The organism is Haematobacter missouriensis, assembly GCF_000740775.1.
In the GTDB taxonomy this organism is placed as follows: Bacteria; Pseudomonadota; Alphaproteobacteria; order Rhodobacterales; family Rhodobacteraceae; genus Haematobacter; species Haematobacter missouriensis.
Genome location: NZ_JFGS01000001.1, coordinates 280,861 through 295,371, shown reverse-complemented (window position 1 = coordinate 295,371; position 14,511 = coordinate 280,861). Strand labels below are relative to the sequence as shown.

Genomic DNA, 14,511 nt, shown 5'->3' with positions numbered 1-14,511 from the left:
CCGCAAGGGGACAGGCCGAATGGCGAATGATGTTGAGTTCCACGACCGCATGCTTTCTCTGGGCCTCGCCCGCGTGTCAGAGGCGGCGGCCATCGCCTCCGCCCATCTCGTCGGCAGGGGAGATGAGAAGGCCGCGGACCAGGCCGCCGTCAATGCCATGCGGAACCAGCTCAACATGCTCGACATCGCCGGGACGGTGGTGATCGGCGAGGGGGAGCGGGACGAAGCCCCGATGCTCTATATCGGCGAGAAGGTCGGCACCGGCAAAGGGCCGGCTGTTGACATCGCGCTCGACCCGCTCGAAGGCACGACGCTGACGGCGAAGGACATGCCCAACGCGCTCACTGTGATCTCCATGGCGCCCGCGGGCACGCTTCTGCACGCGCCGGACACCTATATGGAGAAGCTCGCCATCGGCCCGGGCTATGAGACGAACATCGTGACGCTCGCGATGTCACCGACCGAACGGATCGAGCGACTGGCGAAGGCGAAGGGCGGCAAGCCCTCCGATATCACTGCCTGCATCCTTGAGCGCGAGCGCCATGAGGATCTCATCGCCGAGGTTCGTGCGACGGGCGCAGCGATCCGGCTCATCACGGACGGCGACGTTGCGGGGGTGATCCATTGCGCGACGCCCGGCAGCGGGATCGACATCTACATGGGCTCGGGCGGCGCCCCGGAAGGCGTTCTCGCCGCCTCCGCGCTCAAATGCCTGGGCGGCCAGTTCTACGGGCGGCTGCTGTTCCGCAACGACGACGAAATCGGACGGGCACGGAAGGCCGGGATCGACGATCTCGACCGCGTCTATCAGCGTGACGACCTTGTCACGGCCGACGTGATCTTCGCCGCGACCGGCGTGACGGACGGCAACCTCGTCCACGGGATCAAGCGCGAAATCGGCTTCATCACAACCGAAACCATCCTCATGCGGTCCAAGACCGGCTCCGTCCGTCGGATGAGCTACCGCAACCCGGTGAAGTGACCGACGCGGCGGCTCTCCTCCGCCCCGCCTTCCTCGGCGTCGAGCGGTCCGCGACCGGGCGCCGCTGGGTCGGTCCCGGAGTAGAGGAGGACCGCCTCGCCGAAGCGATGACGCAGGGCACGTGCCTGCCCCTTCCCCTCTGCCGAGTGCTTGTCCGGCAGGGGGTGTCCGCACAGGATGCCGCTCTTTACTGTGCCCCGGCACTCCGCGACCTGCTGCCCGATCCACTCAACCTTCGCGATATGGATCTGGCCGCGCGACGCTTTCTCGCCGCGCTGAAACGGCGGGAGCGGATCGCCGTCTTTGCCGATTATGACGTGGATGGCGGCTCCTCCGCCGCGCTGCTCATTACATGGCTGCGGCATTTCGGCCATCCCGCGACGCTCTACATTCCGGACCGGATCGAGGAAGGCTACGGCCCCAATCCGCCAGCGATGCGGAAGTTGGCGGAGGGGCACGATCTCATCGTCTGCGTGGATTGCGGGACGCTGTCTCATGAGGCGATCTCTGCCGCCGCCGGAACGGATGTCGTGGTCCTCGATCACCATCTTGGCGGTGAAACGCTGCCCGATGCGCTGGCGGTGGTGAATCCTAACCGGCAGGATGAGAGTGGCGATCTGAGTTACCTCTGCGCGGCCTCCGTCGTGTTCCTCATGCTGGTGGAGGCCAACCGCCAACTGCGGAGCGAAGGCATCAACGGGCCGGACCTGATAGCCCTGCTCGATCTCGTAGCGCTTGCGACGGTTGCCGATGTGGCCCCGCTTGTCGGCGTGAACCGGGCCTTTGTTCGACAGGGGCTGAAGGTGATGGGGCGACGGGAACGGACGGGGCTGACCGCGCTCGCCGATGTCGCGCGGATGGACCGGGCCCCAACCCCTTATCACCTTGGCTTCCTGCTCGGACCGCGCGTGAATGCCGGGGGGCGGATCGGGGCGGCCGATCTGGGAGCGCGGCTGCTTGCAACGGATGATCCGCATGAGGCGGAAGCCCTTGCCGCGCGGCTGGACGCGCTCAATACCGAACGGCGGGACATCGAAGCTCGAGTGAGGGAAGCCGCCCTCACCCAGGCGGAGGCAAGAGGACTTGACGGGCCGCTCGTCTGGGCCGCTGGCGAAGGCTGGCATCCCGGCGTGGTCGGTATCGTTGCGGCCAGGCTGAAAGAGGCGACCAACCGCCCAGCCGTCGTGATCGGACTGAGTGCCGGGGAAGGCAAGGGATCCGGACGATCCATCGCCGGCGTCGATCTCGGCGCGGCGATCCATCGTGTCGCTTCTGAAGGGTTGCTGCTGCGCGGCGGGGGTCACAAAATGGCTGCGGGCCTGACGGTCGATCCCTCCCGCATGGAAGAGGCGATGGAGCGCCTCGGGGAGTTGCTAGCTCGTCAGGGTGCGGGAACGATGGGGCCCGCGGATCTGAAGCTGGACGGACTTTTGACTTCCGGCGCGGCGACGATCCAGATGATCGGGGAGATGGAAACCGCAGGTCCTTTTGGCGCGGGCGCCCCTGCTCCGAGATTCGCCTTTCCCGATCAGCGGGCGTCATCCGTGAAGGTTTTTGGCAACGGCCACATGCGCGTGCGGTTTTCCGACGGAACGGGAACGGTGGAGGGTATCTCCTTCAGCGCCGCAGGAACTCCGTTGGGGGAGGCTTTGAAGGAGGGCTCCCGCCTTCACGTTGCGGGGCGTGTCGAAGTGGACGAATGGCAAGGGCGGCAGCGGGTGCAACTTCGCCTCGAAGATGTGGCCCAGACATGAAAAACGCGCGGGACCAAGCCCGCGCCAGCTTCTTCAAAAAGATAATCCTATCGCGCTCCGCGAAGCATTCGCGCCAGTCCAATAAGAATGCACGCGCCAATCACACCGGCAACGAGATAGCCCAGCCAACCGCCGAAACCGACGCCCAAGAAGCCAAGCAAGAAGCTAGCAACCGCCGCGCCGACTATGCCCAGAATGATGTTCAGAAAAACACCCGTATCGCTTTTCATAAGGGCAGATGCGGCCCAACCGGCGATACCGCCTATGATGATCGCTGCGATCCAGCCGACCTGAGCAGAACCTTCCATCCATTCCTCCTAGCCTGAAGGCAAGAATTCGGCGGTCTTTCAAGAAACCGATCTGGCCGCCACGCAGATCGGAAGAATCTGATCGAGTCTTACCAGTGATCTTCGGCGGAGGAACGGCCTGCAAGATACCCAAGGCCTAGGCACGTCAGCGCCACGACCGACAGGATCGTCGCGGCGCTACCCGGGTTATCGCGCGCGACGTCACCCATGACACGCGCCTGCTTACGGAATTGCTTTGCCGCCACATGCGCATGATCTTGCGCCGCATCATAAAATTCGTGCCCCCGCTCCGAAAGGTCGCCGCGCAGGCTGTGCAGCTGATCCTGCAGGTCGGAAATCTGGCTCTCGATCGAGCGGCGGATATCATCGGTCTTAGTCATCGGTTTCTCCTGAGGGAGCATTTGTTCTGCGGGGCCAACGCAGAACACCGAAGACGGTTCCCGCCCTAAAGATCGATTTTAGCGGCTGACGCGCGCCTCGATCACCTTCCAGATCACCTCAGCAGTATTCGTGCCATCGAAGCGCTCAAGTTCCTGTATCCCCGTGGGGGAGGTGAGGTTGATTTCCGTGAGCCAGTCGCCGATGACATCTATTCCCACGAAAATCTGCCCCTTCTCTCGCAGGGTTGGCCCGATCGCCGCACAGATTTCTCTGTCCCGCTCTGTGAGGCTGACTTTCTCCGGCCTGCCGCCGACATGCATGTTGGAACGTGTTTCCCCCGCCTGCGGCACTCGGTTGATCGCGCCGACCGGCTCTCCGTCCACGAGAATGATCCTTTTGTCGCCCTTTGCCACTGCAGGAAGGAATTTCTGAACGATCAGCGGCTCCCGCGAGAAGCCCGTGAACAGCTCATAGAGCGAAGAGAGGTTCCGGTCATTCTCGTCCAGCCGGAACACCCCTGCGCCACCATTGCCGTAAAGCGGCTTCAGGATGACATCCCCATGATCTGCCTTGAAGGCACGGATCGTGTCCAGATCGCGGGCAATGGCGGTCGGCGGCGTCAGGTCGGGAAACTGGAGAACCAGCAGCTTTTCGGGCGCATTCCGCACCCAGAAGGGATCATTCACCACCAGCGTTTCCGGATGAATGAGATCAAGCAGATGGGTCGTGGTGATATAGGCCATATCGAAGGGCGGATCCTGCCGGAGCCAGACCACGTCGAAGTCGGAAAGTCGCACGTCCCCCAGATCGCCCAACGTGAAGTGATCGCCTTTCACACGGCGGACCGTCAGCGGGTGCCCCTTCGCCCTGACCTCCCCTTCCCGGAAGTAGAGTTTATCCGGAGTATAATAGAACAGACGGTGACCGCGCTTCTGCGCCTCCTCCGCAATGCGGAAGGTGCTGTCCGCATCGATGTTGACCGGACCGATCGGGTCCATCTGAATGGCGACGTTCAGGGTCATGCCTGTCTCCCGAGAAGCTTCTGCCCCTGAATGACGCAAGCCCGGCTGCGATGCAATCGGCCCGCCTCAGGCCATCAGCGCGTTTTGCAGCGTTTCGACACGACCCGTGGCATCCACGAGCGCCACGTCGAAGCGGGAAGGAGAGGACAGGCCCGCCGGCAATTGCGAAAGGTATTCCTCAGCCGCGCGCAGCAGTCGCATGCTTTGCCGGGGCGCAAGACGTTCGGCGGCACGCGCAATGGTCGCCGCTCTTTTCACCTCGACGAAGATCACGTCCTCACCCTGCTGGAAGATGAGGTCGATCTCGCCCGCGCGCCCGCGCCAGCGCTCCGCGAGGCAGTGTGCGCCCAACCGAACATAGTGCCGAAGGACAGAAGCTTCCGCCGCCAGCCCCGAATGATATCGCGTTGCGCCGTCCATGCTAATCCTTGTTCTCGCCCTGAAGTGTGAGCGCCGTCTGATAGACATCGCGCCGCGGCAGATTGAATCTCGAGGCAACTTCCGCAGCGGCGTCCTTCACCCGCAAACGCCCTAAAGCCTCCCGCAATGCTTCCTCCACCGCCGCCGGGTCTGCCTGCCCTTCGCCCGGCCGATCCACCAGAACCACGACCTCCCCCTTTACATCGCGCCCGGCGAAAGCCTCCTCCAACTCCCCCAATGTGCCGCGGCTCACCTCTTCAAACCTCTTGGTGAGTTCGCGGCATACGACCGCCTGACGCTCTCTTCCCCAGGATGCGCTCAATTCCCCTAACAATCGGTGAACGCGTTTGGGAGATTCATAGAAAATCACCGTCGCGGCGATCTCGGAGAGCCCTGCCAGCGCCCTCTGCCGCGGGCCGCCCTGCTGAGGAAGAAAACCTGCGAACAGGAAGCGGTCGCTGGGCAGGCCGGAGACAGTCAGCGCCGCGAGGACCGCCGATGGCCCGGGCGCGGAAGTGACGGCGAATCCCTCCGCAATCGCGGCGCGGCCAAGCTGGAATCCCGGATCGGCAACCAGCGGCGTCCCTGCTTCCGAAGCATACGCCACCGATTTCCCCTCCCCCAGCGCCCGAAGCAGGCGCGGCCGCGCGACCTCTCCATTGTGATCGTGATAGGCGACGAGCGGCCTGTCACCCAGCGCGATGCCATGGATCTCCATCAGGTGCCGCAGGGTCCGGGTATCTTCCGCCGCCAGAACATCCGCCGTGGCCAGGATGTCGAGCGCGCGCAAGGTGATATCCCGCGCGGCGCCGATCGGCGTCGCGATGAAATACAGGCCGGGCGCGAGCGGCCCCCTTTCGCCGATGGAATGCATCTTTGCCGCCTTCTGTTTACTTATGCGCCCGCCCCGCCTAGCATTTCCGGGAGGTCGCCCTAGACTTCGCTTGAACGCCCGGCCCCAACGGGCCGTCAGCCAGAGGGATAGCCGCATGACCGACGCCGTGACACGTCGCCCGTTTTTCACCCGCCCGATCGGCATCCGCAACCTCTTCCGCAGCGCAACCGGACTTCTGGCGGCCGGAGCGCTTGCGGCCTGTGCGCCGACCGGCAACGTCAGCCGGGGCACCGTCAATCCCTCTCAGGCGGTTCAGGTCGCCCTGCTCCTGCCGCAGAGCGCGAGTGCGAGCGACCGGCTGGTTGCACAGAACCTCGAAAACGCGGCGCGTCTGGCCATCGCTGATCTTCAGGGGGTAAGTATCGATCTGCGGGTCTATGATACCGCGGGCAGTCCCACACAAGCCTCCGCCATGGCGATGCGAGCCGTGGATGAAGGCGCGAAGATCATTCTGGGACCGATCCATGCGCAGGATGCCAACGCTGCGGGAAGCGCTGTTGCCTCTCGCGGGATAAACGTGCTCAGCTTCTCCAACAATTCCGATATCGCTGGCGGGAACGTCTTCGTTCTGGGCCAGACATTCGCCAACTCCGCCGATCGGTTGATGCGGTTCGCGGCAGGTCAGGGCCGTCGCGACATCGTCGTGGTGAGCGATCCTGACGCCTCCGGTCAGGTGGGGCGTCGGGCGATCGAAACGGCCGCCGCCGCCAATGGCATCCGCGTCGCCGGCGCTGAGAGCTATGAGCTGTCGCAGCAGGGCGTGACGGCCGCCGCGCCGAATATCGCCACCACCGTGCGTAATACCGGTGCGAGCGGTGTGTTCTTTACCGCGGGGACAGCGGGCGCACTGCCCATGCTGACGCAACTTCTGCGCGACAACGGTATCGACCCCAACGTCACCGCGTTTTACGGCCTGACGCGTTGGGACGTGCCCGCAAGCGCGGTCACGACGCCGTCGCTTCAGGGAGGGTATTTCGCTGTGCCCGATCCCGCCATCACGGCGCAGTTCAATGCCCGTTATGCGGGGGCCTACGGCGCTGCACCCCATCCGCTTGCCGCGCTGGCCTATGACGGTATGGCCGCCATCGGCGCCGCTGTTCGTTCGGGACGGGCGGATCCGCTGGGCCGGGCCTCCCTGACCCAGCCCTCCGGCTTCGTCGGTGCGAATGGCGTCTTCCGATTCACCGCAGACGGCAGTAACCAAAGGGCATTGGCTGTTGCGCAACTCCGCGACAACAGGGTCGAGGTGGTGGAAAATGCGCCCAGAAGCTTCAGCGGTGCCGGTTCCTGATGCGGCAGCAACGCCGCAAAGCGATACCACGGCTGTAACACTCATACTGCCGGAGGTCGCTCTGTTCGACGCCGAGGCAGTGCTGGCGCAGATAGAGACCGAGATCGCCGATCTGTCGGCGCCCGATGCGCGCGCCCTTCGTGCGGTCGCCGTTGCCCGGATCGGTGCGGAACGCCAGCGCGGCTTCAACGAGATCAGGGAAGCGTTTCTGGCCACGCCGCTGGCCTCCGACATCACCGTCGCCTCCATGAGCTGGCTGACTGATCAGGTGGTGCAGACAGCGCTGGAGGTGGTGCGGCGCCACCTTCTCCCCGCCGAAAATCTGGATGATCGCAAGGTCACTCTACTTGCGGTTGGAGGTTACGGACGCGGGGAGATGGCCCCCTTCTCGGATGTGGACCTGCTGTTCCTGACGCCCGATGCAGAGAACGGGACGGTCAAGACATTGATCGAATCCATGCTCTACATCCTCTGGGATCTGAAGCTGAAGGTCGGGCACGCCAGCCGCTCCATCGCCGAATGTCTGAGCCAGGCGCGCGAGGATATCACCGTTCGGACCGCCCTGCTGGAAGAGCGCTACATCACCGGTGACAAGGGCCAGGCCAAGATGCTCCACGGCAGGCTGCGCAAGGAGCTCTTCTCCCGCACCGCCGCGGAATTCGTCGAAGCCAAGCTCGCCGAACGCACCGAGCGGCACCAGCGGCAGGGCCAGCGCTACATGCTTGAGCCTAATGTGAAGGAGGGCAAGGGGGGCCTGCGGGACCTCCAGACGCTCTACTGGATCGCGAAATACGTGACGGGCGTGGAGGAGGTGTGTGATCTCGTCGGGCTCGGCCTCATCACGGCGGATGAGTTCGCGGCGTTCGACCGGGCGGAGCGGTTTCTTTGGGCGGTGCGCTGTCACCTGCACTACCTGACGGGACGCGCGACGGACCAGTTGACGTTCGACCTGCAACTGGAGGTGGCCCCCCGCATGGGCTATCAGGACGGCGCGGGGCGGCGTGCGGTCGAGTTCTTCATGCAGGACTACTTCCGCCATGCGACCAAGGTGGGCGAACTCACGCGTATCTTCCTGACCGCGCTCGAGGCACGGCACGTCAAGACTACCCCTGTCACCGTAGGGCTGTTCCGGCGCCCGAAACGATTGCATGAGGGCTATGTTCTCCGCCACAACCGCATCGCCGTCGCCGATGAGAAGGGGTTCCTGTCGGACAAGCTGAACCTGCTGCGGATTTTCGAGGAAGGTCTGCGGACCGGCCACCTGATCCATCCCGACGCCATGCGGCTCGTCGCCGCGCATCTCGACCTCATCGACGAGGACATGCGTCAGGACAGGGAGGCGAACCGCATCTTCCTCGACCTGCTGCTGAAGCACGGCAACCCGGAGCGGAGCCTGCGCCGGATGAATGAACTCGGCGTCGTGGCGGCCTTCATGCCCGAATTCGAGCCGATCGTTGCGATGATGCAGTTCAACGTCTATCACCATTACACGGTGGACGAGCACACCATTCAGTGCATCTCCACCCTCGCGATGATAGAGCGAGGGGAGTTGGCGCGTGAACTGCCGCTCGCCACGCATATCACTGCCGAAGGCACGGTGAACCGCCGGGTGATCTACGTGGCGTTGCTGCTGCACGATATCGGCAAGGGACGGCCGGAGGATCACTCCATCCTCGGCGCTCAGATCGCCCGGCGTGTGGCACCGCGGCTGGGCCTGAACGCGCAGGAGTCGGAACTGGTCGAGTGGCTGGTCCGCAACCACCTCGTCATGTCGGATGCAGCGCAGAAACGCGACCTGTCGGATCCGCGCACGGTGCGGGATTTTGCCCGGACGGTGCGGTCCCGGCGGCGGCTCGACCTGCTCTACCTGCTCACCTGCTGCGACATCATCGGCGTGGGTCCCGGCACCTGGAACAATTGGAAGGCCATGCTGCTCGACCGGCTCTACCGGGAGACAGCGACCGTGCTGGACATGGGGCTGGAGGCTGCGCATCGCCCCCACCGGGAGGCGGAGGCGAAACGGGCGCTCCGCGCCGCTCTCTCCGACTGGGACCGGAAGGATCTGCGGGCTGAGACGCAGAGGCACTATGGACCCTACTGGCAGGGGCTGCCGCTCGACACGCAGGTAGTGTTCGCCCACCAGCTCCGCGGTATCAGCGATAATGAGATCCGTATTGATCTGACCCCGGATCAAGATCGGGACGCAACCCGCGTGTGCTTTGCCCTGGCGGATCATCCCGGTATTTTCGCGCGGCTGGCGGGGGCGCTGGCGCTTGTCGGGGCGAATGTGGTCGATGCCCGCACCTTCACCTCCAAGGACGGCTACGCCACCGCCGCCTTCTGGGTGCAGGATGCCGAGGGCGCACCCTATGATCCCGGCAAGCTGCCGCGTCTGCGCAACATGATCGAGCGGACGCTGAAGGGTGAGGTCGTCGCCCGGGAGGCGCTGAAAGATCGCGACAAGGTGAAGAAGCGGGAACGCGGATTTCATTTCCCGACTGCGATCACCATCGACAACGATGGATCGGAAATCTACACCATCGTGGAGGTGGATACGCGCGACCGTCCGGGCCTGCTCTACGATCTCGCGCGGACTTTTGCCTCCAACAACATCTACATCGCCTCGGCGCAGATCGCGACCTATGGCGCGCAGGTCGTGGACACCTTCTACGTGAAAGACATGTTCGGTCTCAAAATCCATTCACGGCAGCGCGCCGAGGCGCTGGAAAAGAAACTCCGCCAAGCGGTGGACGAAGGGGCGGAGAGGGCGCGCAGCTAGAATGCGGCAGATACGCCTGCTGCACGGCTTCCTGACCGTCGGATTCTGGACCTTCGCCAGCCGGTTGCTCGGCTTCATCCGCGACGTGATCATCGCCGCCTATCTGGGTTCCGGCCCGGTGGCGGAGGCGTTTCTGGTCGCCTTCTCCCTGCCCAACATGTTCCGACGGATCTTTGCCGAGGGCGCGTTCAACACCGCTTTCGTGCCGATCTTCGCCAAGAAGATCGAGGCGGGGGAGGATGCGAAAGGTTTCGCACAGGATGCCTTCTCGGGCCTCGCGTCCGTTCTGATCGTGCTCACGATGATCGCTCACGTGGCGATGCCGTGGCTGGTGCTGGCGATGGCATCCGGCTTCAAGGGAGATGAGCGGTTCGATATCGCCGTGACCTTCGGGCGCATCTGTTTCCCCTATATCCTGCTCATTTCACTCACCGCGATGCTGTCGGGAGTGCTGAATGCGACGGGGCGCTTCGCCGTCGCGTCCATGGCGCCCGCGGTGCTGAACATCGTCTTCCTGATCGCTTTCGGCCTGTCCATTCACTACGGCTGGGAGATGGGTCTGACGCAGAGCTGGGCCACCCCGGTCGGGGGGGTGCTGCAACTCCTGCTGGTCTGGCATGCGGCGCGGAAGGAAGGGTATTCCATGCGGCTGTCATGGCCGCGGCTGTCGCCCGACATGCGGCGGCTGGTGCGTGTCGCGATGCCCGCCGTGTTCGCGGGCGGGATCGTGCAGATCAACCTCGTCGTCGGGCGGCAGGTCGCCTCCTATTACGACGGGGCGATCGCGTGGCTGTCCAACGCCGACCGCATCTATCAGCTCCCGCTCGGGGTTGTCGCTGCGGCGGTGGGCGTGGTGCTGACGGCGGAGCTTTCGCGCAGGCTCCGCGCGGGTGATATCGGCGGCAGCCGCACGGCCTATAACCGCGCATGGGAATTCTCTCTGTTCCTGACCCTGCCCGCTGCGGTAGCACTCATCGTCATCGCCGGGCCGATCATCAGTGTGATCTTCGAGCGGGGGCAATATACGGCCGCGGACTCGGCCAATACCGCGCTGGCCCTGATCGTCTATGGCGCGGGACTGCCGGCCTTCACGCTTCAGAAGGTGCTCCAGCCGGTGTTCTACGCGCGGGAGGATACGCGCCGCCCCTTCCATTATGCCATCGTGGCTATGGTCGTGAACGCGCTGCTCGCCTTTGGCCTGTCCTACTGGCTGGGCTTCATCGCGGCAGCCATCGGCACGACGACCGCCTCGTGGGCGATGGTGTTCCAGCTCTGGTGGGGTTCCAGAAGCATGGGCGAAGCCGTCCGCTTCGACCCGCGGTTCTTGAAGAACCTCGTGCGTATCCTGATCGCCTCGGTGGTGATGGGGCTGTTCCTTTGGGGCGCGACGCAGGTGCTGGATGGCATGCTCACACAGAAGGGCACGCGCGTGCTCGCGCTGTTCATCCTTTGCGGCACGGGAATGGCGGTTTACTTCGTCACCGCCATTGCACTCGGCGTCATGAAGCTCGCCGATCTGCTCAGGATGGCTCGCCGTCAGCGCTGACGGATGAGAGCGAGCGCCCGGCGCCAGCCGCCGGGGCAGACCACGAATGACAGTCCGAATCCCGTCGCAAAACCCGACAGGTCCGCCACCCATTCGTTGGATCCGCCAAACAGCGCCCCAAAGACGAGCTGGATACCCAGCAGCGTGCCGATCAGCCCGAATGCCCGCAGGCGCCCCGATCCCTGCCCCCCAGCCCGCATCCAGAGCAGGAAGGTGAACGCTCCGATCAGCCCGTAGACCGCCGGATATCCGCCCACAAGCCACGCGGGATCGTCCAGCAGCACCCCGAAGACGAGCGCCCCCATGATGGCGGAGCCGAAGAACACCGCCAGCACCGCAGCCGTCGAGAATACCTCCCCCACCATCTTGCCAAGCGCGAGGATGAAGACGAACACGAACATCATATGCGTGAAGGACGCGTGGAAGAACGGATAGGTCACGAAGCGGATCATCTGCTCCGCCGGATAGAAGTGGTTGGCGACCATCCAATCGAAGATCTGGCCCGAAAACCCGAACCGCTGGATTGCTTCCACCCGCCAGGTGAAGCCGAGTCCGCCGCCGACGATCCCCCGATCCGCCAAGCTCAGCAGAAGTTCTATGGCGGCGACGGGGCCTGCCAACACCCAGACGACGAATGGCAGCGGATTGAGCGGGGAGCGGTCTGGATCGTGCATGGCCGGCATTCTGTTGACGCGATGATGGACCAGCGATAAGCCGACCGTGCCATATAATCCAGACGGAGAAAAATCATGACCGAGCCGGTCCAAACGCCTCGTGTCTTCCCGCAACGGGTGTTCTCGGGGATCCAACCCTCGGGCAACCTGCAACTGGGCAACTATCTCGGCGCGTTGAAACGCTTCGCCGCCGCTCAGGACAACGGGATCGAGACGATCTATTGCATCGTGGACATGCATGCGATCACCGTCTGGCAGGATCCCGCCGACCTCACCCGCGCGACGCGGGAACTGGCGGCCGGATTCATCGCCTCCGGCGTGGACCCGGAGCGTTCCATCCTGTTCAACCAGAGCCAGGTTGTCGGCCATGCGCAGCTCGCCTGGATCTTCGATTGCGTCGCCCGGCTCGGCTGGATGAACCGGATGACCCAGTTCAAGGACAAAGCTGGCAAGAATGCCGAAGCCGTGTCGCTCGGGCTGTTCGCCTATCCCGCGCTGATGGCGGCCGACATCCTGCTCTACCACGCCACGCATGTTCCCGTCGGCGAGGATCAGAAGCAGCATGTGGAACTGACCCGGGACATCGCGGCCAAGTTCAACCATGACTACGGCGTCGATTTCTTCCCGATGCCGGAACCGGTGATCGAGGGCGCGGCGACGCGGGTGATGAGCCTGCGTGACGGGTCGAAGAAGATGTCGAAATCCGACCCGTCCGACATGAGCCGCATCAACCTGACGGACGATGCCGACACCATCGCCAGCAAGATCCGCAAGGCCCGCACGGATGCCGAGCCGCTGCCGGAAACGCTGGAGGGGCTGAAGGACCGGCCGGAGGCGCGCAACCTCGTCAACATCTACGCGGCTCTGGCCGACACCAGCCCGGAGGCCGTGGTGGCGGAGTTCGCGGGTCAGGGCTTCGGCGCGTTCAAGCCGGCGCTTGCGGATCTGGCCGTAGCACAACTCACCCCGATCTCCGGCGAGATGCGGCGTCTCACCTCCGACCCGGCGGAGATCGACCGGATCCTCGCCCGCGGGGCGGAACGCGCCAACGCCATCGCCGCGCCCGTCATCGACCGGACCTACGATATCGTCGGCATGATCCGGGGGGCGCTATGATCGTCAGATCTCTGGCGGATGTGATCTCCGGCCCGAACCACGCAACTGGTCCGGGCTGGGAAAGCCGCCGTATCCTGCTGAAGCCGGACGGCATGGGATTCTCCCTCCACGATACGCTGGTGAAGGAGGGGGAAGAACTGCATCTGGAATACAAACACCACCTGGAAGCCAACTATTGCATCTCCGGGGAGGGTGAGGTGACGGAGGTCGCAACCGGGCGCACATGGCCGATACGGCCCGGCACGCTCTATGCCCTCGACCGCAATGACGCGCATGTGCTGCGGGCGACGAAGGGCGATCTTCGGTTGGTCTGCGTGTTCAATCCTCCTCTTTCCGGCAATGAACGTCACCGCGAGGACGGAAGCTACGCGCCAGAGGAATAGCGCGGGTCGCGGCGGTTCCATCGAGAACATGCCCGGAGACACGGCTGCAGAGTCATGACTGGGGAATGCTGTTTTCTCCTTGCCCAACCATTTTCTCGTACTCCGATGGCCTGAAACAAGCTCAGGATGGACCTGCACTCCATATCGCTGCTGGTAGAGATGAGCTTTCAAGCAGCCTCCGCCCCTGCGACGGGATGGTCGATGCCTTCTGCCGGCCTTCGGTCACTACGGGATGCGTGTGAGCATTTTCCATCGCTCGAGAGCCGGAGAGGAACTCCACCCCGAAAAGGTCGAACGCGGCTCCCGGTGCTACCCCCGCACGGCGCGGCACCCACCCCAACGCCATAGAACACATGCTTGCTGATCGGAATGACATCTCGCCCGACATTCCGGCGAAGCCCCAGCCGAAACGCCCGTCCGCTTCCAGCCCCCGGCAGGTTCGGGATTGGCCACTCCAGCCGCAAATCTTTCGGTAGCTATGAGGATCCTACCCTTCAGACTGGCGACAGGACGCGCGCCGCGCTAGGAGGCGGGCGGCATCCTGCCTTACAGAAGGAGACATCCATGTCTGACATCACCCGTATCGAAACCGGCGCCCGCATGAGCGAGGCGGTCGTCTACAACGGCCTGATCTTCCTTGCCGGGCAGATCGGCGCGCCGGGAGCCAGCGTCCGTGAACAGACGGAAGCCGCCCTTGCCGAGGTTGACCGGCTTCTGGCGGCTGCGGGTTCGGACAAGACCCGCATCCTCTCCGCGCAGATCTGGCTCGCGGACATCGCCGATTTCGCCGAGATGAACGCTGTTTGGGATGCCTGGGTCGCGCCCGGCCACACCCCTGCCCGTGCGACGGGCGAGTCAAAACTGGCTGCGCCGGATTACAAGGTCGAGGTCATCGTGGTTGCCGCCGCGAAGTGACTGCCGCCGCCGCGACCGGTTCGGGTGCCGCAGGACGCGGCGCCC

The 14,511-nt window shown here is 64.2% G+C and carries 14 protein-coding genes; 8 read left to right on the top strand and 6 right to left on the bottom strand.

What is annotated here, in order from left to right; translation table 11 throughout:
* Window positions 1–19: 19 nt before the first annotated feature.
* Window positions 20–982 carry a class II fructose-bisphosphatase gene (gene glpX, locus CG51_RS01420; RefSeq protein WP_035740975.1) on the top strand — a complete coding sequence of 321 codons (963 nt, stop codon included), beginning with the start codon at window positions 20–22 and terminating at the stop codon, window positions 980–982.
* Entirely contained in the window at window positions 979–2,736 is a 1,758-nt protein-coding gene (gene recJ, locus CG51_RS01415) for a single-stranded-DNA-specific exonuclease RecJ (RefSeq protein WP_035740974.1), read from the top strand. The genes glpX and recJ overlap by 4 nt, the downstream gene beginning before the upstream one ends.
* A 47-nt stretch (window positions 2,737–2,783) precedes the next feature.
* Here the strand turns inward: recJ and CG51_RS01410 are convergent, their stop codons facing one another.
* The 5 genes from CG51_RS01410 to rsmI form a co-directional block, all read right to left on the bottom strand.
* A complete protein-coding gene (locus CG51_RS01410) occupies window positions 2,784–3,044 on the bottom strand; it encodes a GlsB/YeaQ/YmgE family stress response membrane protein (RefSeq protein WP_035740973.1) in 261 nt (86 codons plus the stop codon).
* 89 nt (window positions 3,045–3,133) lie between these two features.
* A complete protein-coding gene (locus CG51_RS01405; RefSeq protein WP_035740972.1) occupies window positions 3,134–3,424 on the bottom strand; it encodes a hypothetical protein in 291 nt (96 codons plus the stop codon).
* Window positions 3,425–3,502: 78 nt separating this feature from the next.
* Complete coding sequence (gshB, locus tag CG51_RS01400) at window positions 3,503–4,447, bottom strand: glutathione synthase (RefSeq protein ID WP_035740971.1); 945 nt, start codon at window positions 4,445–4,447, stop codon at window positions 3,503–3,505.
* Between the two features lie 66 nt (window positions 4,448–4,513).
* On the bottom strand, window positions 4,514–4,867 hold the full coding sequence (locus CG51_RS01395) for a YraN family protein (RefSeq protein WP_035740969.1): 354 nt from the start codon (window positions 4,865–4,867) through the stop codon (window positions 4,514–4,516).
* Between the two features lies 1 nt (window position 4,868).
* Window positions 4,869–5,741, bottom strand: coding sequence for a 16S rRNA (cytidine(1402)-2'-O)-methyltransferase (gene rsmI / locus CG51_RS01390; RefSeq protein WP_035740968.1), 873 nt, complete (start codon window positions 5,739–5,741; stop codon window positions 4,869–4,871).
* 115 nt (window positions 5,742–5,856) lie between these two features.
* Here rsmI and CG51_RS01385 point away from each other — a divergent pair, with 115 nt between their 5' ends.
* The 3 genes from CG51_RS01385 to murJ are packed head-to-tail and all read left to right on the top strand — an operon-like array spanning window position 5,857 to window position 11,378.
* Window positions 5,857–7,053: a penicillin-binding protein activator gene (locus tag CG51_RS01385; protein WP_051929965.1), complete on the top strand. Its 1,197-nt coding sequence runs from the start codon at window positions 5,857–5,859 to the stop codon at window positions 7,051–7,053.
* Window positions 7,019–9,832 carry a [protein-PII] uridylyltransferase gene (locus CG51_RS01380; RefSeq protein ID WP_035740967.1) on the top strand — a complete coding sequence of 938 codons (2,814 nt, stop codon included), beginning with the start codon at window positions 7,019–7,021 and terminating at the stop codon, window positions 9,830–9,832. Before CG51_RS01385 ends, CG51_RS01380 begins: the two co-directional genes overlap by 35 nt.
* Window position 9,833: 1 nt before the next feature.
* The gene (gene murJ / locus CG51_RS01375) at window positions 9,834–11,378 is read left to right on the top strand and encodes a murein biosynthesis integral membrane protein MurJ (protein WP_035740966.1); all 1,545 of its coding nucleotides are present in this window, start codon (window positions 9,834–9,836) and stop codon (window positions 11,376–11,378) included.
* Here the strand turns inward: murJ and CG51_RS01370 are convergent.
* Window positions 11,369–12,052 (bottom strand): rhomboid family intramembrane serine protease, encoded by a 684-nt coding sequence (locus tag CG51_RS01370; RefSeq protein ID WP_035740965.1) that lies wholly within the window; start codon window positions 12,050–12,052, stop codon window positions 11,369–11,371. The genes murJ and CG51_RS01370 overlap by 10 nt on opposite strands.
* Window positions 12,053–12,127: 75 nt before the next feature.
* Here CG51_RS01370 and trpS point away from each other — a divergent pair, with 75 nt between their 5' ends.
* The 3 genes from trpS (at window position 12,128) to CG51_RS01355 (ending at window position 14,466) form a co-directional block, all read left to right on the top strand.
* Entirely contained in the window at window positions 12,128–13,168 is a 1,041-nt protein-coding gene (gene trpS / locus CG51_RS01365) for a tryptophan--tRNA ligase (protein WP_035740963.1), read from the top strand.
* Window positions 13,165–13,551: an ectoine synthase gene (locus tag CG51_RS01360; RefSeq protein WP_035740962.1), complete on the top strand. Its 387-nt coding sequence runs from the start codon at window positions 13,165–13,167 to the stop codon at window positions 13,549–13,551. The genes trpS and CG51_RS01360 overlap by 4 nt, the downstream gene beginning before the upstream one ends.
* 564 nt (window positions 13,552–14,115) lie before the next feature.
* On the top strand, window positions 14,116–14,466 hold the full coding sequence (locus CG51_RS01355; RefSeq protein ID WP_035740961.1) for a RidA family protein: 351 nt from the start codon (window positions 14,116–14,118) through the stop codon (window positions 14,464–14,466).
* Window positions 14,467–14,511: the final 45 nt, after the last annotated feature.